The sequence below is a fragment of the Streptomyces griseochromogenes genome (genome assembly GCF_001542625.1).
Classification (GTDB): domain Bacteria; phylum Actinomycetota; class Actinomycetes; order Streptomycetales; family Streptomycetaceae; genus Streptomyces; species Streptomyces griseochromogenes.
Window position 1 is genome coordinate 10323861 of the sequence record NZ_CP016279.1, and the last position, 25095, is coordinate 10348955.

Annotated in this window: 24 protein-coding genes, 1 tRNA gene and 1 pseudogene; 12 read left to right on the forward strand and 14 right to left on the reverse strand. The window is 70.8% G+C overall.

The features are described 5' to 3' along the window. Window positions 1-743: 743 nt before the first annotated feature. Window positions 744-1721: a hypothetical protein gene (locus tag AVL59_RS45085; protein ID WP_159400219.1), complete on the forward strand. Its 978-nt coding sequence runs from the start codon at window positions 744-746 to the stop codon at window positions 1719-1721. Between the two features lie 71 nt (window positions 1722-1792). Here AVL59_RS45085 and AVL59_RS45090 read toward each other — a convergent pair whose 3' ends face one another. Further along, complete coding sequence (locus AVL59_RS45090) at window positions 1793-2260, reverse strand: hypothetical protein (RefSeq protein ID WP_208870556.1); 468 nt, start codon at window positions 2258-2260, stop codon at window positions 1793-1795. Window positions 2261-2544: 284 nt separating this feature from the next. On the opposite strand from AVL59_RS45090, the gene AVL59_RS45095 reads away from it, so the two are divergent. After that, window positions 2545-3195 carry a CatB-related O-acetyltransferase gene (locus tag AVL59_RS45095; protein WP_067316047.1) on the forward strand — a complete coding sequence of 217 codons (651 nt, stop codon included), beginning with the start codon at window positions 2545-2547 and terminating at the stop codon, window positions 3193-3195. A gap of 56 nt (window positions 3196-3251) precedes the next feature. Here AVL59_RS45095 and AVL59_RS45100 read toward each other — a convergent pair whose 3' ends face one another. Further along, complete coding sequence (locus AVL59_RS45100) at window positions 3252-4646, reverse strand: M1 family metallopeptidase (RefSeq protein ID WP_067316049.1); 1395 nt, start codon at window positions 4644-4646, stop codon at window positions 3252-3254. 70 nt (window positions 4647-4716) lie between these two features. Between AVL59_RS45100 and AVL59_RS45105 the strand changes: the two genes are divergently transcribed. Beyond that, window positions 4717-5217: a hypothetical protein gene (locus AVL59_RS45105; RefSeq protein WP_067316051.1), complete on the forward strand. Its 501-nt coding sequence runs from the start codon at window positions 4717-4719 to the stop codon at window positions 5215-5217. 161 nt (window positions 5218-5378) lie between these two features. On the opposite strand, the gene AVL59_RS45110 is transcribed toward AVL59_RS45105, so the two are convergent. Further along, complete coding sequence (locus tag AVL59_RS45110; RefSeq protein ID WP_208870662.1) at window positions 5379-6935, reverse strand: M4 family metallopeptidase; 1557 nt, start codon at window positions 6933-6935, stop codon at window positions 5379-5381. Window positions 6936-7389: 454 nt separating this feature from the next. Between AVL59_RS45110 and AVL59_RS55405 the strand changes: the two genes are divergently transcribed. Further along, the gene (locus tag AVL59_RS55405) at window positions 7390-7527 is read left to right on the forward strand and encodes a hypothetical protein (RefSeq protein ID WP_237281822.1); all 138 of its coding nucleotides are present in this window, start codon (window positions 7390-7392) and stop codon (window positions 7525-7527) included. Continuing rightward, the gene (locus AVL59_RS45115) at window positions 7527-7820 is read left to right on the forward strand and encodes a hypothetical protein (RefSeq protein WP_067316054.1); all 294 of its coding nucleotides are present in this window, start codon (window positions 7527-7529) and stop codon (window positions 7818-7820) included. Before AVL59_RS55405 ends, AVL59_RS45115 begins: the two co-directional genes overlap by 1 nt. Window positions 7821-7859: 39 nt before the next feature. Here the strand turns inward: AVL59_RS45115 and AVL59_RS45120 are convergent, their stop codons facing one another. After that, a complete protein-coding gene (locus tag AVL59_RS45120) occupies window positions 7860-8534 on the reverse strand; it encodes a pentapeptide repeat-containing protein (RefSeq protein WP_067316056.1) in 675 nt (224 codons plus the stop codon). A 128-nt stretch (window positions 8535-8662) separates the two neighbouring features. Here AVL59_RS45120 and AVL59_RS45125 point away from each other — a divergent pair, with 128 nt between their 5' ends. The 3 genes and pseudogenes from AVL59_RS45125 (at window position 8663) to AVL59_RS45135 (ending at window position 12431) form a co-directional block, all read left to right on the forward strand. Beyond that, on the forward strand, window positions 8663-9823 hold the full coding sequence (locus AVL59_RS45125) for an NAD(P)-binding protein (protein WP_067316057.1): 1161 nt from the start codon (window positions 8663-8665) through the stop codon (window positions 9821-9823). Between the two features lie 49 nt (window positions 9824-9872). Then, on the forward strand, window positions 9873-10856 hold the full coding sequence (locus AVL59_RS45130; RefSeq protein ID WP_067316059.1) for a zinc-binding dehydrogenase: 984 nt from the start codon (window positions 9873-9875) through the stop codon (window positions 10854-10856). Window positions 10857-10923: 67 nt separating this feature from the next. Beyond that, window positions 10924-12431: pseudogene (locus AVL59_RS45135) on the forward strand (MFS transporter). A 28-nt stretch (window positions 12432-12459) separates the two neighbouring features. Here the strand turns inward: AVL59_RS45135 and AVL59_RS45140 are convergent. Both AVL59_RS45140 and AVL59_RS45145 read right to left on the reverse strand, forming a co-directional pair. Then, window positions 12460-13866 carry an NAD(P)/FAD-dependent oxidoreductase gene (locus tag AVL59_RS45140; RefSeq protein ID WP_067316061.1) on the reverse strand — a complete coding sequence of 469 codons (1407 nt, stop codon included), beginning with the start codon at window positions 13864-13866 and terminating at the stop codon, window positions 12460-12462. Further along, window positions 13863-14540 (reverse strand): rhomboid-like protein, encoded by a 678-nt coding sequence (locus AVL59_RS45145; RefSeq protein WP_237281823.1) that lies wholly within the window; start codon window positions 14538-14540, stop codon window positions 13863-13865. The genes AVL59_RS45140 and AVL59_RS45145 overlap by 4 nt, the downstream gene beginning before the upstream one ends. A 10-nt stretch (window positions 14541-14550) precedes the next feature. Between AVL59_RS45145 and AVL59_RS45150 the strand changes: the two genes are divergently transcribed. From AVL59_RS45150 to AVL59_RS45160, 3 genes are read left to right on the forward strand one after another with little or no spacing between them, the layout of a single operon-like run. Further along, a complete protein-coding gene (locus AVL59_RS45150) occupies window positions 14551-15444 on the forward strand; it encodes an aminoglycoside phosphotransferase family protein (RefSeq protein WP_372450412.1) in 894 nt (297 codons plus the stop codon). 60 nt (window positions 15445-15504) lie between these two features. Beyond that, window positions 15505-16635, forward strand: coding sequence for a right-handed parallel beta-helix repeat-containing protein (locus AVL59_RS45155; RefSeq protein ID WP_067316063.1), 1131 nt, complete (start codon window positions 15505-15507; stop codon window positions 16633-16635). A 59-nt stretch (window positions 16636-16694) separates the two neighbouring features. Further along, complete coding sequence (locus AVL59_RS45160) at window positions 16695-17723, forward strand: methyltransferase (protein WP_067316064.1); 1029 nt, start codon at window positions 16695-16697, stop codon at window positions 17721-17723. Window positions 17724-17812: 89 nt separating this feature from the next. Here the strand turns inward: AVL59_RS45160 and AVL59_RS45165 are convergent, their stop codons facing one another. The 7 genes from AVL59_RS45165 to AVL59_RS45195 form a co-directional block, all read right to left on the reverse strand. Beyond that, window positions 17813-18136, reverse strand: coding sequence for a TcmI family type II polyketide cyclase (locus AVL59_RS45165; protein WP_067316066.1), 324 nt, complete (start codon window positions 18134-18136; stop codon window positions 17813-17815). Between the two features lie 22 nt (window positions 18137-18158). Further along, window positions 18159-18638, reverse strand: coding sequence for an SRPBCC family protein (locus AVL59_RS45170; protein ID WP_067316067.1), 480 nt, complete (start codon window positions 18636-18638; stop codon window positions 18159-18161). A gap of 1 nt (window position 18639) precedes the next feature. Beyond that, a complete protein-coding gene (locus AVL59_RS45175; RefSeq protein ID WP_067316069.1) occupies window positions 18640-18897 on the reverse strand; it encodes an acyl carrier protein in 258 nt (85 codons plus the stop codon). Between the two features lie 19 nt (window positions 18898-18916). Next, entirely contained in the window at window positions 18917-20164 is a 1248-nt protein-coding gene (locus tag AVL59_RS45180) for a beta-ketoacyl synthase N-terminal-like domain-containing protein (RefSeq protein WP_067316070.1), read from the reverse strand. Next, a complete protein-coding gene (locus AVL59_RS45185) occupies window positions 20161-21441 on the reverse strand; it encodes a beta-ketoacyl-[acyl-carrier-protein] synthase family protein (RefSeq protein ID WP_067316072.1) in 1281 nt (426 codons plus the stop codon). The genes AVL59_RS45180 and AVL59_RS45185 overlap by 4 nt, the downstream gene beginning before the upstream one ends. After that, window positions 21438-21878 carry a cupin domain-containing protein gene (locus AVL59_RS45190; RefSeq protein WP_067316074.1) on the reverse strand — a complete coding sequence of 147 codons (441 nt, stop codon included), beginning with the start codon at window positions 21876-21878 and terminating at the stop codon, window positions 21438-21440. The genes AVL59_RS45185 and AVL59_RS45190 overlap by 4 nt, the downstream gene beginning before the upstream one ends. Before the next feature lie 87 nt (window positions 21879-21965). After that, window positions 21966-23051: a SchA/CurD-like domain-containing protein gene (locus AVL59_RS45195; protein ID WP_067316075.1), complete on the reverse strand. Its 1086-nt coding sequence runs from the start codon at window positions 23049-23051 to the stop codon at window positions 21966-21968. A gap of 200 nt (window positions 23052-23251) precedes the next feature. Here AVL59_RS45195 and AVL59_RS45200 point away from each other — a divergent pair, with 200 nt between their 5' ends. After that, window positions 23252-24901 carry an FAD-dependent monooxygenase gene (locus AVL59_RS45200; protein WP_067316077.1) on the forward strand — a complete coding sequence of 550 codons (1650 nt, stop codon included), beginning with the start codon at window positions 23252-23254 and terminating at the stop codon, window positions 24899-24901. 72 nt (window positions 24902-24973) lie between these two features. Here the strand turns inward: AVL59_RS45200 and AVL59_RS45205 are convergent. Beyond that, window positions 24974-25047: transfer RNA gene (locus AVL59_RS45205), tRNA-Thr, on the reverse strand. Window positions 25048-25095: the final 48 nt, after the last annotated feature.

Here is a 25095-nt window from a genome sequence, read left to right on the forward strand (position 1 = left end):
CGGCGGACAGCGCCCTGCCCGGCGGGTCGCCACGCTGGTCGAGGAGCGCTTCCGTGCCGCCGGACGCCAGGCCGCGTGGCTCGCCGTTCTCGATAACAACCCCAAGGGCCTGGCCTTCTGGCCCGCCCTCGCCACGAGGTCGTCGACCGCCACCCCGACCGTGCCCTCGGCCGCCCCTGCGCCGTGCCGGCTCCGGACTCGCCGCCTCGCACGCCGCCGACCACATCCTCACCTGACGCTGGTGGAGCAGGCAGGAGCTGGCCGAGGAGGCGGAGCCGGTGTGGCCGCCGGACCTTGCACGGCTGCTGGACGAGTGGGAGGGCTGAGGCGGCGGTGGAGTGGACGACGCCGGCCGGTAAGAGACTCGGCGCCGTGGTCGGGATCGGTTCGGCCATGCTCGCCGACAGGGTGCTCCCCCACTGCCTCAAGGGCGTGGGAGAGCCACGCCCTTCCGGTCGGGGGCTCCGGTGTGTGGGCGAGGTCTTGATCGTCCAGGCGTCGAATCGAGAAGCGATGTCTGACAGAATTGACGTTCATGGGTCTGCTCGGGGGGCGACCCGGCGCTTTCGCCGGGCGTGCAGACCAAACTGGATATCGCGTCCTCGCGGACGGACACCGGTGACCGACTCGGCCACCGTGGTGGCCGTGCCGTGAGCCCGGCACCCATCACCCCCGGCCTTGTCCGATCACTTCGGATCGATTTCGGGATGATGAGAGCGATACGTGAATCCAGGCCACTGTGGGTGGCCGGTACAGCGCTGATGGCCGTCATGGCGGTCGGGGGATGCAGCGGCACCTCGGGCCCGGAGAACGGCGATTCGGCGAAGAAGCCCGCCCCGTCGGGCTTTTCGGGGACGGAGCCATCGATTCCGCCGCTCGTCCCGGCGGCGGGCGGCGACCCGTCCAAGCCGGTCGATTTCAAGGGCGGCGGTGCGGTCGTCCGGCCCGACGGTTCCATGACCCTGCCCTTGGACGCGTACGTCTCGATGAAGGACGAGCGGACGATCATCCGCGCCGAGAACGTCCTCGCGCAGCAATGCATGCGGGACAAGGGGCTGAAACTCCCCGAGGCACTCATGCTGGACAACGGACCCGAGCCGCCGGCCCCTTATGTCATCTACGGCGTGATGGACATGAAGGCCGTCAAGGTCTACGGGTACCGGGAGCCGTCCCCGGAACCGAAGCCCGCGAGCGGCCGAGCGGTCGATGACGACATCACTCCGGCGGTGAAGCGCGCCTATTTCGACGACCCGAAGAGCGGCAGGCTCGGATGCGCGGGGAAGGCGCGCAGGAAACTCGGCGGCAAGAACCCGGAGACGCTGTTCATGGTCGTCCAGCAGTTGAGGTCACAGACGCTGAGTGCCACCTTCCAGGACAGCCGGGTCGTGGCCACGGTCTCCACGTGGAGTGCCTGCATGAAGAAATCCGGCTACAACTACGACAACCCGCTGGCCCCCGCGCACGACCGGAGCCTCCTCGGCAAAGGCCTGCCCGTCCCCAAGGGGGCGACCTTGCCGCCGCCCTCCCCCGCCGAGATCGCGGCCGCCGTCACGGACGTCGAATGCAAGCGGAAGGCACAGTACGTTCAGACCGCCGCTCTGATTTCCGCCGCATATGAGCGGGAGATCATCAAGCAGCGGGCCAAGCAATTGCAGGACGCGCGGCGTACGCAGAAGCTGAAGGTGGAATCGGCCGAGAAAATCATCAAGACCGGCGCCTGAGCAGCCGTTGTCCATTCATTAACACCAGGACAGGGCCTGCCGAACGGATCGGCAGGCCCTGTGTGCGGCAATTACTTCCAGCGCTGGTTGGAGTTGTTGTAGTCCGTGGAGTTGGCGTAGATGCCGCCGTGGCCCTCGTCGTCCAGGATCCAGCCGGTCTGACGGTTCTTGAGCTTCCAGCCCGACGACGTCGAGATCTCGTACCACCGCTGCCACCAGTTCGTCTGGTCACGCCGGCTGTTGCAGCTCTCGGTGTACACCTGCCGGTAGTAGCCGACGAGGCACATGAGGTGGCCGTTGGACTCGTTGTAGCTGCCGTCGCTGTTCGACTGGTCATACCACTGGTAGTCGTCCTCGTTCACCCCCGGCATGGCCCAAGCGCCCTTGACGGTACCGTCGGAAGTGCCGGTGAGGTAATAGCCGGACTTCACGTTCTTCCACGTGACCCAGCCGTCCGCGGACGCCGCGCCGGACGTGGCGACAAGCAGGGCGGGAACTGCCGCGGCGACCATGAGCGCCTTGGCCATTTTCTTCATCACACGGATCCCCTCCGTTTGGCGAGAGGCGGGCAGGCCGGGTATTCGGGCATGCCGCAGCGCCTCGTCGATCCATGATTGTTGTGACAGATGATCAAGCTGGAGGACAATAACACCCGTTGGTGTCATGTCCACACTTGAGAAATCCTCGGCACGGCGGCGCTATCCGGAAGGCGGGAATCCGAATAGGCCGCGTTCGCGCAGGCGGTCAATGGGTGTCCTGGGGCGGCGCGGTACCGCGATCATGGACCGGAGACAGACCCGCCACCGACGAGGAAGCCCTCCCCATGCCTGTGCCCGCCGACCCGACGGTCCTCCATCCGATGCCCGAGCAGCCCCGGGTGGTGTTGCTCAAACCGCTGGTGAAGTCCCCGCTGATCGAGGTCGGGGAGTACTCCTACTACGACGACCCGGACGACCCGACGGCGTTCGAGACGCACAACGTGCTCTACCACTACGGGCCGGAGAAGCTGATCATCGGCAAGTTCTGCGCGCTGGGCACAGGCGTGCGGTTCATCATGAACGGCGCCAACCACCGTATGGACGGGCCCTCGACCTTCCCCTTCCCCACCATGGGCGGCTCCTGGTCCGAGCACTTCGACCTGCTCACCGGCCTGCCCGGCCGAGGGGACACCGTCGTCGGCAACGACGTCTGGTTCGGCCACGGCACGACGGTCATGCCCGGCGTACGGATCGGACACGGCGCGATCATCGCCTCCGGCGCCGTGGTCACCGGCGACGTGCCCGACTACGGCATCGTCGGCGGCAACCCGGCCCGCCTCATCCGCACCCGCTACGACGACCGGGACATCGCCCGGCTGCTGGCGGTGGCCTGGTGGGACTGGCCCGCGGAGCACATCACCGGGCAGGTGCGGACGATCATGTCGGGCAGCATCGCCGACCTGGAGGCCGCCGCCCCGGACGCCCCGGGCGTGTGACGCGCGGGCGGGAGTTCCCGCGTGGGCGCACCGGCCCGTGACGGGACGCCGTCCCGTCACGGGTGGGCCGGCCTGCCGTCCCCGTACAGCCAGTCCTTCCAGATCTCGGTGAAGTCCTTGTCCGGGACCTTCTTCTCGACGTACTCGGTGAAGTCGGCGGTGCTCGCGCTGCCGTGGCGGCGGGCGGCGGCCCAGCCCTGGATGATGTCGTAGAAGGTGTCGTCGCCGACCTTCTGACGGATCTTCTGCAGGACCATCGCGCCGCGCTCGTAGACGGGGGTGTCCGAGATGTGCGCGGCGCTGGAAGGTTTCGCCGGAGGGAAGGCCCACACCGCTTCGTCGTCGTCCTCGTACAGCTCGTCGAAGGTCTTCTGGGCGCTCTTGTGGCCGTAGTCCTCCTTGTACAGCCACTCCGCGTACGTCGCGAAGCCCTCGTTGAGCCACATGTCCCGCCAGGACTTCGGGGTGACCGAGTCGCCGTACCACTGATGGGCGAGCTCGTGCACGAGCGTGCTGGTGTCGAACTGGTCGGCGGGGAAGACGGGCCGGTTCTGGGTCTCCAGGGCGTAGTCGGCGTCGCCCGGGCGGTCGACGATCGCGCCGGTGGAGGAGAAGGGGTACGGCCCGAAGTTGGTCTCCTCCCAGTCGATGATGTCGGGGATCTTCGCGAGCACCTTCGCGCTCGCCTTGGCCTGGGTGGGGTCGACGGCGGTGACGATCGGCAGGCCGTGGGGGCCCTTGGTGCTGGTGATGTCGTAGTGGCCGATGGCGACCGTAGCGACGTAGCTCGCCATCGGCTGGGCGGTGTGCCAGGCGAAGGTCGTACGGCCCCCCTTGGTGCTCTGGCTCGTCAACTCGCCGTTGGAGACGGCCTGGAGGCCCTCCGGGACGGTGACCGTGATGTCGTAGGTCGCCTTGTCGGAGGGGTGGTGGTTGCCGGGGAACCAGGCCATGGAGCCGACCGGCTCGCCGAGGCCGAGCGCGCCGTCGGCGGTGGGCAGCCAGCCCTCCTTGGCACCGTCGGAGTCGGTGAGGGTCTTCGGGGTGCCCGAGTAGCGGACGGTGGCGCTGAAGGTCTCGCCCTTGCGGAGGTCGTCGTGAGGACGGACGGTGAGCTCCTGGCCCGTGCGGTTCCAGAGGGCGGGCCTGCCCTCGACGGTGACCGAGTCGACGTCCAGTCCGGCGAGGTCGAGGTCGAAGGCGGTCAGGTCCTTGGTGGCGCGGGCGGTGATGACCGCCTTGCCGGTGAGGTGCCGGCTGCCGGGGGTGTAGTCGAGGGTGAGGGCGTAATGGCCGACGTCGTAGCCGCCGTTGCCCGCCTTCGGGAAGTACGGGTCGTATACACCGGCGCTGCCCGGGGTGCCGTGGACTCCGCCGTCGCACGCGGTGCCGGTGAGGGCGAGGGCGAGCAGGGCGGCGGCGGAGGGGACAAGGCGCGCGGATCTGGACATGTCAGTGATCTTAGGCGGGCCGGGTACACCGTGGCGGGGCCGGGCCGGTCGGCGTGACACCATCTCCTGCGTGCTCGACATCGGCTACGCCCTCTCCAACCGCTTCCCGGACCCGCCGCAGACCGACTACCGCCGTGCGGACGTCCACGCGCTGCGGCACGACCTGTTCTGCGGGGACGTCTATCTCGCGGACACCGAGACGGACCGGGAGCTGTCCACAGCCTGGGGATGGGTGCCGGTGCTGGACTTCGCGTGGGCGCTGTGCGACATCGTGGAGCGGCTGGACCGGGATCCCCTGGGCTCGCGTGCCTCGCGGCCGCAGCTGGCGGAGCTGGACTTCACCGAGTCCACCGACCGGATGCTCTTCGAGCGCCGCTTCGGCTGGGTGGACGTCGAGGCCGACTGGATGCCGGCCGAGGAGTCCCCGCTCACCTTCCCCCACGCCGAGCTCCGCCGTGAGTCCCGCGACTTCCTGCACGACCTGCTCGCCGACCTGACCGACCTGCACGAGGACCTGGCGGAGAACCCGGCGATCTGGACGCTTCAGGCCCGCTTTCCGCGGGTGGCCTGAGCGCGCGATCAGGACTCCGCCCGGCGGTGGAGGAGAGGGGGCTCCGACTCCGCTCCTGCCAGGGTCATGGAGCTGGTGCCGTGATCCTTTCGCCGGAACGCGACGGTGTGCCGGCCCACCCGTGACGGGCGGCCGGCCACCGCAGTGCCGTGGGCGCGGGGCTACTTGACGTTGACCGCCTTCCAGGCCGCCGCCACCGCGTTGTACTCCGCGCTGCCCGACCCGTACAGGTCGGCCGCGGCCTGCAGGGTGCCGGTGCGGGCGCCCGCGTAGTTGGTCGTCGAGGTGAAGTACGTGGTCAGGGCCTTGTACCAGATCTGGTCGGCCTTGGCCCGGCCGATGCCGGTGACCGTGGAGCCGTCATAGGTCGGCGAGTTGTAGGAGACCCCGTTGATCGTCTTCGCGCCGCTGCCCTCGCTCAGCAGGTAGAAGAAGTGGTTGGCGACGCCCGACGAGTAGTGCACGTCGAGGCGGCCGACCGACTTCGACCAGTAGTCGGCGGAGCCGCCGTCCTTGCTGGGCTTGTCCATGTAGCGCAGCGGGGTGCCGTCGCCGTTGATGTCGATCTTCTCGCCGATGAGGTAGTCACCGACGTCGGAGGAGTTGTTCGCGAAGAACTCCACCGACGTGCCGAAGATGTCGGAGGTGGCCTCGTTCAGGCCGCCGGACTCACGGCTGTAGTTGAGCTTCGCCGTGGCCGCGGTCAGGCCGTGGCTCATCTCGTGGCCGGCCACGTCGAGCGAGGTGAGCGGGTCGGTGTTGTTCGTGCCGTCGCCGTACGTCATGCAGAAGCAGCTGTCGTCCCAGAAGGCGTTGACGTAGGCGTTGCCGTAGTGGACACGTGAGTAGGCGGCCTTGCCGTCTCCCGCGATGCCGTTGCGGTTGAACGCGCTCTTGTAGAAGTCCCAGGTGACGGCGGCGCCGTAGGCGGCGTCGACGCCGGCGGTCTGGCGGTTGTTCACGGTGCCGTCGCCCCAGACGTCGTCGGCGTCGTGGAAGAGGGTGCCGGTGCCGGACGTACCGCCGTTCAGGTCGTAGGTCTTGTGGCCGCCGCGGCCGCCGTCGACGAGGTCGTAGCCTCCGGAGGCGGAAGCGGTGGTGCCGAGCGTGACCGTGCCGCTGTACCGGCTGGTGCCGGTGCCGGTGTCGATCGCCTCGTAGGAGTAGATCTTCTTGCCGGTCTGCGCGTCGGTGATGACGTGCAGCTCGCTCGGGGTGCCGTCGTGCTGGACGCCCTTGACGACGGACTCGTAGGCGAGGACCGGTTTGCTGCCGGTCGCCCAGATGACCTTGCGCGAGGTGGCGGCGGTGGCCCTGGCGGAGTCGGAGGCCTTGAGGGCGGTCTTCTTCGCGCTCGCGGGGGAAACGGCCGCGGCGGTGGTCGGCACGGATATCCGGGCCTTGGCCGCCTTGTCGACGCCCTTGAGCGAACCGTTCTTCGCCACATGGGTGACCAGGTCGCCGCCGAGGACGGGCAGACCGGCGTACGTGCGCTCGTAACGGGTGTGGACCGTGCCGTCGGCGTCCTTGACCACGTCCCGGACGACCAGCTTCTCCTTGGCACCGAGGCCGAGTTCGCGCGCCGCCGCACCGGCGTTGTGCTGGGCCGACGCGAGGGCCGTGGCACGGGCCGACGCGCTGAGCGGGAGGGCGGCGGCGCCGGGGGTGTGCGTGGGGGCGGCGGTGGCGGCGCCGTTCTGCAGCGCGAGCACGACCATCGCGGCCGAGCCGACCAGGGCGGCGGCGCGGACGGCGGTCTTGCGGGAGGTGCGGGGAGCGTGGGGCTGCTGTCTCACTCGATCTCCTTCGGGCTGGTCTCCGTGGGGTTGGAGACACAGGCGGGACACAGGGGATGCACAGAGTTGCGGCGGCGAGGAGAGAGTGACATCGAGAACGGCCTGTTTGACAGGGCGCCGACAAGACTTTACGTGTTTGTATCCGAAAGACGTACCGCGGAATCCGTTATACGGACGCCAGGGTTGCGCTCAACTTCCTTTTAAAACAGCGCACTTGAGCCCCATGGCGCCACTCGCACGCCACTCCGCCCGCACCACGGCCCGCGCCGCCCACACGGCCTGCCCATGCCGGAGCCGGCGCTCCTGGAACAAATGCGCGTGGTGCGAACTTTCGGCGGCCCAGCTCGTTGATCACGTCGGACAGAAAGGAGAGCTGATGGTCGGCTCGTCGCATGAGGCGCTGCACCGGATCTTCCAGAAGGACCCGGCGCTGCTGACCCGCGCGTTACAGAGTGTGCTGCAGGTGCCGTTTCCCGAACCGCGGGAGATCGCGGCGCTGTGTGGAGGGATTTGATGACGGCGATCCAGTACTTCTGGCGGCACCCGCTGGCCGAACAGGTACGCGAGGAAGGCCGTGAAGAAGGCCGCGAGGAAGGCCGCGAAGAAGGCGGCGAAGAAGGCCGTGAACAGGGGCGGGCCGAGGCCAAGGCCGAGATGATCCTCCACATTCTGGAGTGGCGCGGCATTGAGGTGACCGACGCTGTCCGTGAGCGAGTGGAGGCCTGTGCGGACCTGGGCCGGCTTGAGGTCTGGGCACAGCGGGCGGTGCACGCCACGGACGCGGCAGAGCTCCTGGCCGGGGAGTAGGCCGAACCTGCTGCCCCAAGCCGAGGACGGCGGCGGACGTCACATCACCCGGATCCCCAGCTCCGCCGCCAGCACCGGTGCCAGGTCCAGCAGTTGCCCCGTGCTGATCACCGCGCCCGAGAGCCGGTCGAGACCGCGCACGATCTCCAGCGGAGCGGCCCCGCGCAGGTCCACGTCCTTCAGTGTCGCGCCGCCGAAGTCGGCCTCCTTCAGGGCGCAGTCGACGAACTCCACCCGCTCCAGGCGGGCACCGGCGAAGTCCGGCTCGACCAGGACGCAGGACTCGAAGACGACGTCCTTGAGCTGAGCCTCGCGGAGATTGAGATAGTCGATCTTGCCGCCCCGGATCACCACCCGCTCCAGGACGGCGCCGTGCAACTGGGTGCCGCCCAGGCGGGGGTCGACCAGCTCGACGTCGCGGAACGTGGACTCGGCCAGATTCGTGCCGACACCCCGCAGGCCGGTGAGGACCGAGTCCAGCACCCGGGCCCGGCCCAGGGCCGTCTCGTCCACCGCGCAGCCCGTCAGCGCGCAGTCCATGAAGCGGGCGCCCGCGCCGTCCTGCCCGGCCAGGTCCGCCTCCTGGAACTCCATCCCGTCGTAGTCGCCGTCCGGCTCCAACTCGCCGTCCGCCCACGGTTCCAGCGGCGGCAGCCGCACCTCCGGCCGCCGCGCCGACCGTACGCCTGCCTCGCCCGTCGCTCTCCTCGCCATGCCCCCATGCTGCACCCCGCCACTGACAATCGGCCCTGACCTGCGAACACGCCAGCGATGTCACATTCCGGGGCCCTCCAGCGGTCGTACCTGGGAAACATCCGCACAGCCGAGGGAGACACTCACCCATGCACCACATCACCGTCGTCGGCGGCGGCTTCGCCGGACTCACCGCCGCCATCACCGCCGCCGAGGCAGGCGCCAAGGTCGCGGTGTACGAGGCGCACCACACCCTGGGCGGCCGGGCCCGCACCGCCGAGGGGCCGTACCGCGCGAACGAAGGACCGCACGCCCTCTACAACGGCGGCCCGCACTGGACCTGGCTCAAGCGGCGGAATCTGATCGGGCCGCTCGCCCCGATCCCGCCGCTGGAGGCGACCCGGCTGCGGCTGCGCCATCACGGCGTCCTGCGCCGCACCCCGCCCTTCGCCATGCTCAAACTGCTGCGCCCCGGCGGCCGCCAGGCCCCGGTCGACGCCGACTTCCTGAGCTGGGCGACCGGCATCGCCGGCGAGGAGGGTGCCCGCGCGGCCGCCCACTACGCCGCTGTCGCCCTCTTCCACCACGATCCCGGCGCCCTGTCCGCCGCGTTCGTGCAGGAACGCCTGCGCCGGGCCACCAAGCTGCCGCCGGAGGCGCACTACCCGCGCGGCGGCTGGGCGAGCATCATCGGCCGGATGGCCGCGCGGGCCTGGAAGCTCGGCGTCAGGATCGAGACGGCGTCACGGGTCGACGAACTGCCCGCCGGCGCGCCCGTGGTCGTCGCCACCTCTCTTCCCGCCGCCCGCCGGCTGCTCGGCGACGACTCGCTGACCTGGCCCGGCGGCCGCACCGTGCTGCTCGACCTCGCGCTGCGCACCCGGCGCGGTGACCCCTACATCATCTCCGACCTGGACGCGACCGGCTGGCTGGAACGGTTCACCGGACCGGACCGAACCCTCGCGCCCGTCGGCGAGCAGCTGATCCAGGGTCACTTCCCGATCGGGCCGGGCCACAGGCGCGCCGACGGGCTCGCCCGGGCGGAGGAGTTGCTCGACCTGGGCTTCGAGGGCTGGCGGGACCGGGTCACCTGGCGGCGGGAGGCCGTGGCGGACGGCCGTACGGGAGCCGTGGACCTGCCGGGCCGCAGCTGGCGGGACCGGCCCGCCGTGGACCGCGGCGACGGTGTCTACCTCGCCGGCGACCAGGTCGCGGCGCCGGGCGTGCTGTCGGAGGTGTCCTTCAACAGCGCGATCACCGCGGTGGCACTGATCCTCGGCCGGCCCGCCCTTGACCTCAAGCACGCTTGAGGTCGAAGAGTGGGCCTCCTAGGACACGGACACGACCACGGGGGATCCCATGCATGCCGTCCGCCTGTACGCCTTCGGGCCCGCCGAGAACCTGACCTACGAGGAGACGGAGGATCCTGTCCCGGGGCCCGGTGAGGTGCGGATCGCGGTCGCCGCGGCCGGGGTGCATCTCCTCGACACCGCCCTGCGCGAGGGGCAGCGGGGCCCGCTGCCCGAACCGCCCGTCCTGCCCACCGTCCCCGGCCGCGAGGTCGCCGGGGTCGTGGACGCCCTCGGCGACGGCACGGACGGGGCCTGGCTCGGCAAACGGGTGGTGGCCCATCTGGGCTTCGCGCCCGGAGGCTACGCCGGACTCGCCGTCACCGGCGCCGAACGCCTGCACGAGATTCCGGAGAGCCTGGACTTCGCCGAGGCCGTGGCCATGATCGGCACGGGGCGCACGGCGCTGGGCATCGTGTCCTTCGCCGAGCCGGGCGAGGACGACGTGGTCGTCGTACCGGCGGCCGCGGGCGGCATCGGCACGCTGCTCGTGCAGTACGCGAAGAACGCCGGAGCCATGGTCGTCGGCCTGGCGGGCGGGCCGGAGAAGACCGCCCGGGTGCGCGCGAACGGCGCCGACCTCGCCGTCGACTACACCGGCTCCGGCTGGCCCGCCGAGGTCCGCGCCCGTCTGGGCGCGCGGGAAAAGGGGCACGCCACGATCGTCTACGACGGCGTCGGGGGCGACATCGCCCGGGAGGCGGTCGCCCTGCTCGGGCCCGGCGGCCGCCACCTCGTCTTCGGCTGGTCGGCGGAGGGGATCGGGGAAGACAGGCAGGGGTACTTCGCCGAAGGCGTCTCGGAGTCGGTCCTCGGCCCGGCCATGCTCCAGCGGGCGGGCGGTCTGCGCGCGCTCGAACTGCGCGCCCTCACCGAGGCCGGCGCGGGCCGCCTGCGCCCGGCCGTCACCCGCTTCCCGCTCGCCGAGGCGGCGAGGGCACACCGCGCGCTGCAGACGCGCGGCACGACCGGGAAGGTGGTGCTGGAGCCATGAGGCACGAAAAAGCCCCGCACACCCGGATGCGATACGCCCCGATCCATGGTCTTCTGTCCAGGTGAGCATGGGCCGAAAGGGTGAGCCTCCGCCGGTGCCGCCCGGAGCCGAAGTCGCCGATCCCCGCCGCTGGTGGGGCCTGGTCGTGATCGCCCTCGCCCAGCTGATGGTCGTGCTGGACGCGACGATCGTGAACATCGCGCTGCCGTCGGCACAGCACGCCCTCGGCATGTCCGACGGCAGCCGGCAGTGGGTCATCACCGCCTACACGCTGGCCTTCGGCGGGCTTCTGCTGCTGGGCGGCCGGATCGCCGATCTCGTCGGCCGTAAACGGACCTTCGTCACCGGGCTCATCGGCTTCGCCGCCGCCTCCGCGCTCGGCGGCGCGGCGACCAGCCCGGGCATGCTCTTCGGCGCCCGTGCCCTGCAAGGTGCCTTCGCCGCCGTCCTCGCGCCCTCCGCACTCTCCCTGCTGACCACGACGTTCACCGATCCCCGGGAGCGCGGCAAGGCCTTCGGCATCTACGGCGCCCTCGCCGGCAGCGGCTCGGCGATCGGGTTCATCGTCGGCGGTCTGCTCACCGAGTATCTGAACTGGCGCTGGTGCCTGTACGTCAACGTGCCCATCGCCGCCCTCGCGGTCCTCGGCGCCCTCGCCCTGTTGCGCGACCGCCCCGGCCACGGCGGGGCCCGCCTCGACATACCCGGCGCGGCGCTCGGCTGCGGCGGACTCGTGGCGATCGTCTACGGCTTCAGCGAGGCCGAGCCGCGCGGCTGGACCGACCCGCTGGTGCTCGCCCTGTTCGCGGCAGGAGTGACCCTGCTCGTCGCCTTCGTATGGTGGCAGACCCGGGCCCCGAGCCCGCTGCTGCCGCTGCACATCCTCGGGGACCGCGATCGCGCGGGCTGCGTCCTGACCATGATGCTCGCGGTCATCGGCATGTTCGGGCTGTTCCTGTTCATGACCTACTACTTGCAGGTCATCCTCGGCTACTCGCCGGTCCGGGCCGGCCTGGCCTTCCTGCCGCTCACCGCCGCGATCGTCGTCGGCTCCACCCAGATCTCGGCGCGCCTGCTGAGCCATGTGGCCCCGCGCACGCTCATGGTGCCCGGCATGCTCCTCGCCGCGTCCGGACTGCTGCTGCTCACCCGGATGACGGTCCACTCCTCCTACTCCGCCGAGATCCTGCCCGCCCTGCTGCTGATGGGCCTCGGCATGGGGCTGACCTTCATGCCGGTGTTCGCCACCGCCACCTCGGGCGTCGCCCCGCGGGACTCCGGCGTCACCTCGGCCACCGTCAACACCGCCCAGCAGGTGGGCGGTTCGATCGGTACGGCGCTGCTCAACACCGTCGCCACCACGAGCAGCGCCGCCTACATCACCGCCCACCTGCGCAGCCCGTCCGAGAAGGCCACGGTGATCCCGGCGGGCGTGGTGCACGGCTACACGGTCGCCATCTGGTGGGCGGCCGGCGTCATGCTGCTGGCCGGACTGGTCGCGGGCCTGATGGTGACGGCCCGGGCCCCGGGCACGGCGCACGGGCCGGGGCACCGGTACCGGAGTCGGTCGGCTGACCCGCCCGGCCCGGCGCCCGACGGTGCCTCAGTGGCGTCCCGCCACCCGGTCCGCGACCCGCGCCAGCCGTGAGGACTCCCCGCCGGGGTGGAGGCGTTCGCGCTGGTCCGCCGCGCGATAGGTGGCGTACATGCCCTGCACGCCGAGCCAGCGGAAGGGTTCGGGCTCCCACTTGCGGACCTTGTGGTTCACCCAGGGCAGTTCCGTCAGTTCGGTGCGCCCTCCCTGGCCGGAGTCCTGCTGGACCAGGTCGCGCAAGGTGCGGGCGGCCAGGTTGGTGGTGGCGACGCCCGAGCCGACGTAACCGCCCGCCCAGCCGAGGCCGGTGGCCCGGTCGAGGGTGACCGTGGCGCACCAGTCGCGCGGCACGCCGAGGACGCCGGACCAGGCGTGCTCGACGCGCAGGCCCGCGAGGGCGGGGAAGAAGCGGGTCAGGATCTCGCGCAGGGCCTCGATCGTCTCCGGCTGGGTGCGGCCGTCGTTGTCGGTGCGTGAGCCGAAGCGGTACGGCACCCCGCGCCCGCCGAGCGCGATCCGCCCGTCGGCCGTGCGCTGCGCGTACATGTAGGCGTGCGCCATGTCGCCGAGCGTCTCGCGGCCGTCCCAGCCGATCGCGGCCCACTGCTCACCGGTGAGCGGCTCGGTGGCGATCATCGAGGAGTTCATCGGCAGCCAGGTCCGCCGCTGGCCCTTCAGGGAGGCCGTGAAGCCCTCCGTGCAGCGCAGGATGTAGGGGGCGCGGACCGTGCCGTAGGGGGTCACGGCGTGCTTGGGGCGGATCTCGGTCACCGGCGTGGACTCGTGGATGGTCACGCCGAGCGCCTCCACGGCCGCCGCGAGGCCCTTGACCAGCTTCACCGGGTGCAGCCGGGCGCCGTGCGGGGTCCAGGTCGAGCCGACCGCGCCGGCCACCCTGATCCGCTCGGCGGTCTGCCGGGCGCCGTAGAGCTCGCGGTCCTTCTCGCCGTAGGACAGCTCGTGCTCGTGGAACGCCTTGAGCCGGGCGAGCTGCGCGGGTGTGGTCGCCACCTCCAGCACCCCGCCCCGGTGCACGTCGGCGTCGATGCCCTCCGCCTCGGTGACCGCGACGACCTCGGCGACGGTGTCGTTCATCGCCTTCTGCAGGCGCACGGCGGCCTCGTGGCCGTGCAGTTTCGCGTACCGGTCCCGGCCCGCGATGCCGTTGTACAGCCAGCCGCCGTTGCGGCCGGAGGCGCCGTAGCCGCAGAACTTCTGCTCCAGGACGGTGATACGGAGGAAGGGGGCGGCCTTCTTCAGGTAGTACGCGGTCCACAGTCCCGTGTACCCGCCGCCGACGATCACGACGTCGGCCGACGCGTCCCCGGACAGCGGCTCCCGTTCCGCCGGGAGGCCGTCGTCCGCGTACCAGAAGGAGATGCCGCCGTTGACGACACTGCTTGCCGAGCTGCTCATGCGCGGACGTTAACCCACAGCGTGGCCAGTGTCTCCTTCGGATTCCATGCTTTTCCGCGGCCTCTGACCAGGGGGTAACACGCCAGCCCGATCAGTACGGACAGGAAGTGCCCGAAGTCGGTGAAGGTGCGGCTGGTGGTCAACGGGACCGTGTAGAACGCGAGCAGGGCCACCAGGTACGGATAGCGCCAGGGCGCGGCGATCCGGTAGGCGAGCACCGCCATCACGCCCGCCAGCGCGTAACTCACCCCGATGTCCAGGGTGTTGACCGCCGCGTGCGGGGCATGGCCGTTGCGGATCGCCATGAGCAGGGCCAGCTCGCTGATCAGCGTGGCGAACACATGCGCGGCCGCGCACACCGCGAGCCATCGCGGGGTGCCGAGCCAGCGCTCGGCCTGGGCGTGGAAGAGGGTGTACAGGACGGCGTACGGCACCCAGTGTCCGCCGTCGATCCACATCGCGCTGGTGAACAGCACCCGGACGGGGTTCCGTGACAGTTCGTGGATGTTGGTGGAACGCCGCCGCAGGAAGTGCTGCTCGAACTCCGGCGACATGTGGTGCAGGGCGACGGTGGTGAGGAACAGGATCAGCAGCCACACATAGGTGCCCGGCGCGCTGCGGACGTACGCCGCCGCGGCCCGCGGCCCCTGTCGAAATCCGATGATCCGGTTCACAGATGTCAGTATGGTCGGCAAGATGATCGAGGTGCCCGGCGAGCTGTCCGCTTCTCACGAGAAATTCAACGGCGACGCGGGACGGGCCTTCGTCGCCGACCTGCCCCGGCGGGCCGAGGAGTTCCTTTCGCGCTGGAAGCTGCGGGTGGACGGGCCCGTGATGTACGGGCGGGCCTCGCTGGTCCTGCCGGTCACCCGGGCCGACGGCGGCCGGGCCGCGCTGAAGCTGCAGTTGCTGGACGAGGAGAGCGCCGGCGAGCCGCCGGCCCTGCGGGTGTGGAACGGGGACGGCGCCGTACGGCTGCTGGAACACGACGAGCCGACCTGCACCCTGCTGCTCGAACGGCTCGACGAGAGCCGCGCGCTGTCCGGGCTGCCGGACGCGCGCGAGGCCGTTCTGGTCATCGCCGGACTGCTGGCCCGGCTGACGTCCGTACCGGCCCCGGCGGGACTGCGCGGGCTGGACGGCATCGCGCGGGCGATGCTGGAGCAGGTGCCCTGGGCACTCGGGAGGATCCCGGACGCGGACGGGCGCCGTGTGGTCGCGGACTGCGCGGCGGCGGTGCGCGAGGTGGTGTCCGAGCCCGGCGACCGGCTGCTGCACTGGGACCTGCACTACGACAACGTGCTGGCCGCGGACCGGGAGAAGTGGCTGGCCATCGACCCCAAGCCGCTGGCCGGCGACCCCGGCTTCGACCTGCTCCCCGCGATCCACAACCGCTACGATCCCGCCGAGACCGGCTGGCGCTTCGACGCGCTGACGGACTCACTGGGCCTGGACCGGGAGCGGGCGCGGGCGTGGACGCTCGGGCGGGTGCTGCAGAACTGCCTGTGGGACCTGAAGGACGGCGACCCCCTGAGCGCCGTGCAGCTGGAGATCGGGCGGACGCTGCGCGGCCGCTGACACGCCGCCGGATGGCCTATCCGGCCTACCAAGGGATTAATCGGTCATAGCGTACGAGATATGAAGAGATGTCACATCGCATATCTCGCGTGCACCGCTGCCCTGGTCGGCTCGGGACTGGGTGCGGCCCCCGCGGCGGCCGCCCAGAGGATGCTGGTGGTCCGGCCGGGAGAGTCGATCCAGAAGGCGGTGGACGCCGCACAGCCCGGGGACACCGTTCTGGTGCTCGCCGGCACCTACCACGAGAGCGTCAAGATCAGCACCCCCTGGGTGACGCTGCGGGGCGTGGGCTCCGCGACGGTGATCGAGCCGGACGCGACGAAGGCCCCGGCGAAGGCCCCGGCGAAGACCTCGACGAAGACCTCGGCAAAGGACTCGGCAAAGGACTCGACGAAGGACGCCGACAGCTGCGCCGAGGGCGGCAACGGCATCTGTGTGGTGGGCACCAAGACCAAGAACATCGAGGGCGTCACCGTCGCCGACCTGATGGTGACCGGCTTCAGCCGGACCGGTGTGTTCGGCATGGCGACGGACCGCATGCGGGTGCACGGGGTGTACGCCTACAAGAACGGCGTGTGGGGCATCGCCCAGGAGCGGTCGGTGCGCGGGGTCCTGCGGTACAACTACGCGCGCGACAACGGCGACGCGGGCCTGTTCCTCGCCAACACCGTCAAGGAGGAGGCGGGCGCCTACGACTCCGGGCAGACCCGGGTCGAGTACAACCGCCTCGAGGACAACCGGATCGGGATCACCGTCCGCAGGCTGCGCAACCTCACCGTGGCGGGCAACTACGTGACCGGCAACTGCGCCGGGGTGTTCGTCGTCGGCGACGAGAACCAGCCCAAGGCCGGCGACCTGACCGTGGCGAGGAACCGGGTCACCGGCAACAACAAGTCCTGCCCGAAGACCGAGCGGCTGCCCGCGCTGCAGGGCTCCGGCATCGTCCTGACGGGCACCGAGAAGACCCGGGTGACCCGGAACCTGGTCGCCGACAACTCGGGCACGTCCCCGCTGTCCGGCGGCATCGTGCTCTTCAAGAGCTTCGTGGGCGTGACCAGCGACCAGAACCGGATCGACACGAACGCGATGGAGAACAACTCCCCCGCCGACCTGGTGAACACGGACACGGGCAAGAACAACGCCTTCGAACGCAACTCCTGCCGGGCCTCCAAGCCCGCGGGCCTTTGCTGACCGCCCGACCACTGCCCCTGCTGGACCGACGCAGGCCGAAAGAGAAGAGAGGGCGGCAGATGAAGTCCGCCGAAACAGCCCCACCGCCACCCATGCGGCTGCGCGAACTCGTGTTCGGCGCCGCCTGTGCCGCCGCCGTCCGGGCCACCGCCCGGCTGGGCGTCGCCGACGCCCTCGGGGACGCCCCGATGACCGTCGAGGACCTCGCGGCCGCGGTGAAGACCGAACCGAAGCCGCTGCGGCGGCTGCTGCGGGCCCTGTCCTGCAACGGCGTCTTCGCCGAGCAGCGGGACGGAACGTTCACGCACACCGACATGTCCCGGCTGCTGCGCGAGGACGACCCCGACAGCCTGCGCGCCATCGCCCTGTGGTGCACCGAACCATGGACCTGGGACGCCTGGCCGCGCCTCGACGAGGCCGTGCGCACCGGAAAGAACGTCGTGGAGGACCTCTACGGCAAGGAGTTCTTCGCCTACCTCAACGAGGACGCCCCGCAGTCCGCGGACGTCTTCAACCGCGCGATGACCCGCTCCAGCGAGCAGTCGGCGCGGGAGGTCGCGGCCCTGCTGGACCTGTCCGGGGCCAAGTCGGTCGCGGACATCGGCGGCGGCCAGGGGCACGTGGTGGCCTGTCTGCTGGACAAGTACCCGATGATGCGGGGCAGTCTGCTCGATCTGCCCCGGGTGGTGGAGAACGCGCTGCCCAGACTGCGCGAGGGCGGCGATCTCGCCGACCGCATGCGGATCGTGCCCGGCGACGTCCGCGAGGCGATCCCGGTCGAGGCCGACGTCTACATCATCAAGAACATCCTGGAGTGGGACGACGAGAGCACGTCCCGCACGCTGCGGGGCGTCGTCGAGGCGGGCGGCCCCGGCACCCGGGTCGTCGTCATCGAGAACCTGGTGGACGACACCCCCTCGATGCGCTTCAGCACCGCCATGGACCTGCTGCTCCTCCTCAACGTCGGCGGGGCCAAGCACACCACCGAGTCCATGGTGAGCAGGCTGACCTCGGCGGGCCTGCTGGTGGACGACGTGCGGCCGGTCAACCCGTATCTGCACGCGTTCGACTGCCACGTGCCCGGGTGACGGGGTACCCGGGCCGCAGTGCACCGGCCGCCGGGCCCGCAGTGTCGCGGGCCCGGCGGCCGGTGGCCGTCCGGGGGATGCCGTACGGCTCAGTCGCGCTCCCAGACGTAGAAGCGGTGTGCCATCGCGTCCTTGGGAGACTTCCAGGTCTCGGGGTCGTACGCGCTGACGTACGCCGACAGGCGCTCGCTGATGTCCCGGAACTCGGGGTGATTCGTCACCTTGGCGATGGCGGGTCCGGGCTCGCGCTCGGACTCGACGAGGTGCATGTACACATCGCCGAACTGGAAGAGGCTGCGCCGGGTGACCCCGACGAGGCGGGGCAGCTCTCCGCGGTCGGACTCCGCGAACACCTTGGCGATGTCGGGGGCGGAGCCCGGTGCCATACGGGCGACGATCAGGGCCTGGTGCATGGGACTCGCTCCTTCGTCCGACTCAGTCGGCCAGGGCCGGCGCGGGCCGGTGACCGGCGGCCGCCTTCTCGATCTTGTCCCGGATGAGGGCCATCTGGACCTTGGAGTTCCGGTTGATGTTGTCGGTCATCCAGTCGTCGTCGACCGGGGCGTCCGGCTTCATCGCGAAGTCCTGCGTCCAGAGCATCCGGACGCCGGCGGGCACCTCCTCGTACTGCCACACGATGTCCATGTGGGCGAAGGGGCCGGTCTCGACGCGGCGGGCCTTGACGGTGAGCTTGTCGCGGTCGGGCTCGCGCTCGGAGACCCAGCTCCAGACGGTGCCGTTGTCGTCCGGGTGCATGGTCAGCCGGAACGTCGTCTTCATCCCCTCCCGGGAGAGGACCTCGACGGACGCGTACTCGCTGAACAGCTGGGGCCAGCGCTCCAGGTCGTTGGTCATGTCCCAGACCAGGTCCAGCGGTGCGGCGATGGTGATCTCGTTCTGGGTGTGTCCTGCCATCTCAGGCTCCTGCCATCAGTGTGCTGTTGACGAGGTCGAGGAACTGCCGGGGCGTCTTGCAGCGCTCCGCGTCCGGGGGCATCGGGGTACCGTGCGCGTTCTCCAGCTCGCCCACGATGCCGAGCAGGCCGAGCGAGTCGACGCCGAGCGAGTCGAAGCCGGACTCGCCCAGCTCCAGCAGCGCGTCCGGGACGACGGTGACCCCGGCGGCCTTCTTCATCAGCGCGGCCAGTTCTTCCACGGTGATCTGTGCGGTCATGCGATTACCTCCTGTGCTGCTAGGCGTTGCCGGCGCCGCGCCGCAGCACGAGCGCCGAGTTCGACCCCATGAGCCCCCGGCTCAGCACCAGCGCCGTACGCAGCTCGGCGACGCGGGCGCGGCCGGTCACGAGGTCGAGGTCGTGGCAGACGTCGAAGACGTTCGGCGTGGGCGGGATCAGTCCGTGCTCCATCGCGAGCACGGCCGCCGCGGCATCCAGCACGGGCGCCGCGCAATAGCCGCGGCCGATACCGGTCTTCGGCGCCGTGACCGGCACCCGGGTGCCGTGCGCGCCCAGGGCGTCGGCGAGCGCGAGTGCCTCGGCCCGGTCCGCCTCCACCACCCCGAGGGCGTCGGCGAAGACGACGTCGACCTCCTCGGGCGCGCAGCCGGCGTCCTCCAGCGCCTGCCGGATGGCGTGGGCGAGGCCCTCCCGGGACTCCGTCCAGCGGGAGGCCCCGGTGAAGGTGGCCGCATGCCCGGCGACCAGGGCGCGGATGCCCGCGCCGCGCTCCCGGGCGACCTGTTCCGCCTCCACCACGAGCATCGCGCCGCCCTCGGCGGGCACGAAGCCGCAGGCGGCCTCCGTGAACGGGCGGTAGGCGCGGGCCGGGTCGTCCGCACCGCTCAGCTCCTCGTAGCCGAGCTGGCAGACCACCGAGTACGGGGCCAGCGGGGCCTCGGTGGAGCCGGCCACGATCACATCGGTGCCGCGCCGCACCGCCCGGGCCGCGTGCGCGAGGGCGTCCAGGCCGCCGGCCTCGTCGGAGGCGACGACCGAGCAGGGGCCCTTGAACCCCCGGCGGATGGAGACCTGGCCGGTGCTCGCCGCGTAGAACCAGGCGATGGACTGGTACGGCCCGACGAACCGGCTGCCCTTGCCCCACAGCCGCTGGAGCTCGCGCTGGCCGAACGCGCCGCCGCCGGACCCTGCCGCGGTGACCACCCCGATGGAGTACGGCTCCCCGGAGGTGTCGGCCTGACCGAGCCGGGCGTCCTCCAGCGCGAAGTCGGCCGCCGCCATGGCGAAGTGCGTGAACCGGTCGGTCTGGACGAGGAACCGCTCCTCGATCGTCGCCGCCGGATCGAAGGCGCGTACCTCGCCGGCCACCTTCAGCGGAAGGTGCTCGCAGCCCTCGCGGGTGACCCGGTCGAGGACGCTGAGGCCTTCCTGGGTGGCTTTCCAGAAGGTGTCGGTGCTGGTGCCGTTGGGCGCGACCACCCCGATGCCGGTGACGGCCGCGCGTCGGTCATGCGGTTCGCTCATCGTGTCCTCTCCCTCGTCCGGTCCCTCGTTCTGGTCAGGACCACCGCGGACTGGAAGCCCCCGAAGCCGCTGCCCACGGACAGGACGCTGGTCAGCTTCCGTTCACGGGCGACACGCGGGACGTAGTCCAGGTCGCACTCGGGGTCGGGGGTCTCGTAGTTCGCGGTCGGGGGTACGGCCTGCTTGGCGAGGGCCAGCACACAGGCGACCACCTCGATCGCCCCGATCGCCCCGAGGGAGTGCCCCACCATCGACTTGATGGAGCTCATGGGGGTGTCGTAGGCGTGGTGGCCGAGCGCCCGCTTCACGGCCGCCGTCTCGTGACGGTCGTTCTGCCGGGTGCCGGAGCCGTGCGCGTTGACGTAGTCGATGGCCGTCGGGTCGAGGCGGGCGTGGTCGAGCGCCAGGCCTATCGCCCGGGCCATCTCCAGGCCCTCGCTGGTCAGGCCGGTCATGTGGTAGGCGTTGCCGAAGGTGGCGTAGCCGCCCAGTTCGCAGTACACGTGCGCGCCGCGGGCCCGCGCGTGTTCCAGCTCCTCCAGGACGAGCACCGCACCGCCCTCGCCCATGACGAAGCCGTCACGGTGGTTGTCGAAGGGCCGGGAGGCGTGTGCGGGGTCGTCGTTGTTCGGGGAGGTGGCCTTGATCGCGTCGAAGCACGCCATGGTGATCGGGGAGATCGGCGAGTCCGACGCGCCGGCTATGCAGATGTCGGCACGGCCCTCCTCGACCGTGTGGAAGGCGTATCCGACGGCGTCCAGGCCCGAGGTGCAGCCGGTGGAGACGGTCTGCACCGGACCCTGGGCGCCGAATCGTTCCGCCACCGCGGAGGCGACCGTACTGGGCGAGAACGCCCGGTGCAGATGCGGCTCCGCCTCCCGGTGGTCGACGTCCCAGCGCTCCCCGCGATGGCTCACCAGGACGTAGTCGTGCTCCAGGCGTGTGGTGCCGCCGACCGCGGTGCCCAGCGACACCCCGACCCGCCAGGGATCCTCCCGGCCCAGGTCGAGACCCGAGTCCAGGACCGCCTCCTCCCCGGCGACCAGGGCGAACTGGATGTACCGGTCCGCCCGGGCTACCTGGTCCGCGTCCAGGCCGTGCCTCGCCGGGTCGAAGTCGCACTCGGCCGCGATCCGCGACCGGAGCCCTGTGGGATCGAAGAAGGTTATGCCCCGCGTCGCGGTCCGGCCATCGGCGAGCAGATCCCAGAATGCCGGTACGCCGATGCCGCCCGGAGCAACGATGCCTATGCCAGTGACCGCCACGCGCCGGGTCATGACAGAACCTGACCTCGGTCGTGGGCGGCACCCGCCGGCGCCGGTTCGGTGACCACCGCGGCGGCGCCGATCACCTCGGTCTCCTCGGTGTCGACATGGCCGAGCTGGGGCCGCGGGGCCAGCGGGCCCAGGTGGAAGACGATCCGCGCCTCCACCTTGCCGACGTTGCGGAACCGGTGCCGCATGTGGGCCGGGATCATCAGGCCCTGCTCGGGCCGCAGCGTGTGCGGCTCATCGTCCAGGTCCACCTCCAGCTGCCCGCAGACGACGTAGACGAACTCCTCGGAGTAGGGGTGGTAGTGCTCACCGATGCGGTCACCGGGCTGCACGATGGCCACGCCCATGAAGCCGCTCGTGGAGCCGACCGTGGCCGGGGTGAGCATGGCGCGCAGGTCGCCACCTCGCCGGACGTTGGGCTCGACCTCGCTGAGGTCCACGATTTTCGGACGGGGTTTGATGGACAACGTTTCCTCCGTTGAGTGTGTCGCGCTGACGCTTGGCGGTTGGGGGACCCGGCCGCCGGATCAGGCGTCCGGCGAACGGCGGTCGGTGATCAGGTCCATTCGGGCGGGCTCGGCGTCGAGCAGCTCCCGCACCTGTGCGGCCACCCGGGCGTCCCGCGGCAGCGCCTCGATGTCCCGCCCGCCGCGCACGTCGACCAGCCGCATCACGATGTCGTCGCGCTGGAAGACCGTGCTGCGCAGGATCGGGCTCGCCGGCTCGTCCGCGGCCGCCGAGTCGGCCTGGGCCAGCAGCTCGGCCAGCCGCATGCCACCGCCGGGCCGGGCCGGGTAGCACAGCGCCTGCCGCATCCCCTCCGGCTCGTCGTGCGCGCTCACGTGGTGCACGGCCGGCAGCGCCGCCCGGGTGAAGAAGACCCGCGCCGACTCCTGGTCGTTCAGATCCCGCTCCTGCTCCAGGTACGGGTTGATCGCCTCCTCCACGGCCCGCACCTCCGGCTGCCGGGCCACGTGCCGCAGCGCCGCCAGCAGGTCACCGCGCACCTCGATGGCCCGCACCACCCGGTTGCCGTGCATGAACAGCGAGGTCCGGCACAGCCGCGTCGTGTCGTCCACCCGGGCCTCGGGCGAGGCGTACTCCGAGAGGATCTTCGCGACCTTCTGCTCGCTGCCCGGCCTGACCGTGAAGGTCAGCGCGTGCCGGATCACGCCGTCGCCGATGCGCGGATGAGCCTGCAGCCGGCGGTCGTCGGACCGTGTGTGCGCGGCGGCGCCGCCGGTCTCCCGCACGATGTGGAAACGCAGTGACCGGGTGTCACGCACACACGAGTGCAGCGGCTGCACCATCTGCACGTGCTCCTCGCTGTTCACCCAGGTGAGGAACGGCGGAGCACTCTCCCACTCGCTCGTGATGAGCCATTGGGATGGATTCTCGATGGACTGGCAGAGTTGGTCGCTGACATGGCCGGGTACGGACGCAACCTGGTTGCAGAGCTGCTCGTACGCCTCCAGGAACTGCTGCTGCGCGCCGTCGTACACGTCGACCAGCAGCACGACCCTGAGCCGGGAGCCGTCGAACACGGACTGGGAGACACGCTTCGACACCTCACGGGCCGGCGTTCCTGAAAGACGTTCAGACGTCGTGGTCATCCTGCACACATCTCCTTCGCGGGGGCTGAGGCGCCGCCGGCCGCGCGTGACGCGACGCGGCGTTCCTTGATCCTGTGCCGGTCCCCACAAGCCCGCGACTCGTATGAACCACGCGGGTGATTGGGCACGCGGGGCACGCGCCACCGGGCAAGAGAACTCACAGGCGCCCCACACGCTCACCCATGCCTCTGGAGACTTCGATGCATCAAAAAGCCGACCACCGGGTCCCCGTCCTCATCGTGGGCGGCTCCCTGGTGGGCCTGTCCATGTCCGTGTTCCTGGGCCGTCTCGGTGTGCGGCACATGCTCGTCGAGCGGCACTCCGGGACCTCGATCCACCCCCGCGGGCGGGGCAACAACGTGCGGACGATGGAACTGTTCCGGGGGGCCGGCATCGAGCCGGACATCAGGGCGGCGGCCTCACTGCTCGCGGACAACCACGGCATCCTGCAGACCCCGACCCTCGTCGGCGACGCGGGCGAATGGCTGTTCAAACACATCGACCCCGGCGGCGGACTGGCCCGCTTCAGCCCCACCGGCTGGTGCCTGTGCAGCCAGAACGACCTCGAACCCGTCCTCCTCGACAGCGCCCGGGAACTCGGCGCCGACCTGCGCTACTTCCACCAGATGGAGTCCTTCGCCCAGGACGCCGACGGAGTGACGGCGACCGTCCTGGACCGTGCCACCGAGGAGCGCTACACCGTCCGCGCGGACTACCTCGTCGCCGCCGACGGCCCCCGCAGCCCCGTCCGGCAGGCCCTCGGCATCGGCCAGACGGGCCCCGGCGACCTCTTCGCCAACGTCAGCGTCACCTTCCGCTCCGCCGCTCTCGCCGAGGTCGTCGGCGACCGCCGCTTCATCTGCTGCTACCTCACCCATCCGGACGCCGACGGCGCCCTGCTCCCCGTCGACAACAAGGAACGCTGGGTCTTCCACGCCCCCTGGCACCCCGAGCACGGCGAGACCCTGGAGGAGTTCACCGAGGAACGCCTCCAGAGCCACATCGGCCGGGCCGTGGGCGTCCCCGGCCTCGACGTGGAAATCACCGGAAAGGCGTCCTGGCGCGCCGCCGAACGGGTAGCGGACCGGTACGGGTCCGGCAGGGTCTTCCTGGCCGGCGACTCCGCCCACGAGATGTCACCCACCGGCGCCTTCGGCTCCAACACCGGCATCCAGGACGCCCACAACCTGGCCTGGAAACTCGCCGCCGTCCTGGACGGCTGGGCGGGCCCCGGCCTGCTGTCGAGCTACGAGGCCGAGCGCCGCCCGGTCGCCCTCGCCACCAGTGCCCGTGCCTCCGCCCGCTCCGTCGAACACAGCCACCCCGGATTCGCCCCCGCCCCCGGCATCGGAGCCGGAAACCGCGGCGGCATCCTCAACGTCGTCCTCGGCTACCGCTACCTCCAGGGCGCCGTCCTCGACGCCGACCGCGATCAGCCGATCGTCCCCGACAGCCTGGACCTGACCGGCCGGCCCGGCACCCGCGCCCCGCACCTGTGGCTGCGCCGGGCCGCGCACCGCCTGTCCACTCTCGACCTGTACGAACGCTCCCTGGTCCTGCTCACCGACGCCCCGGACGACGCGGGCTGGCACGCGGCGGCCCGCCGCATCGCCGACACGGACGGCGTACGCCTGGACGCGTACCGCATCGGCCCGGGCGCCGACGCGGACCTGACCTACGACACCGAGAACGCCGAGGACGCCGACTGGGCCGACCTCCACGGCACCACCGCCGACGGGGCGGTCCTGGTACGGCCGGACGGGTTCGTGGCATGGCGGGCGCGCGGAGCCGTACCGGATCCGGAAAGGACCCTGCGGCAGGTGCTGGGGACGCTTCTGGGCACCAGCTGACCTGCGGAGACGATGCGCGAAGACACGGAAGGCCACCCGCGTGCCGAGGTGCGGGTGGCCTTTTTCGTGGGGAGCCCCCTGTCGGATTCGAACCGACGACCTTCGCTTTACAAGAGCGGCGCTCTGACCAGCTGAGCTAAGGAGGCATGCGCACACCGGGGGTGTGTGCCTGTGCAGTGTACCCACGTCCGGGA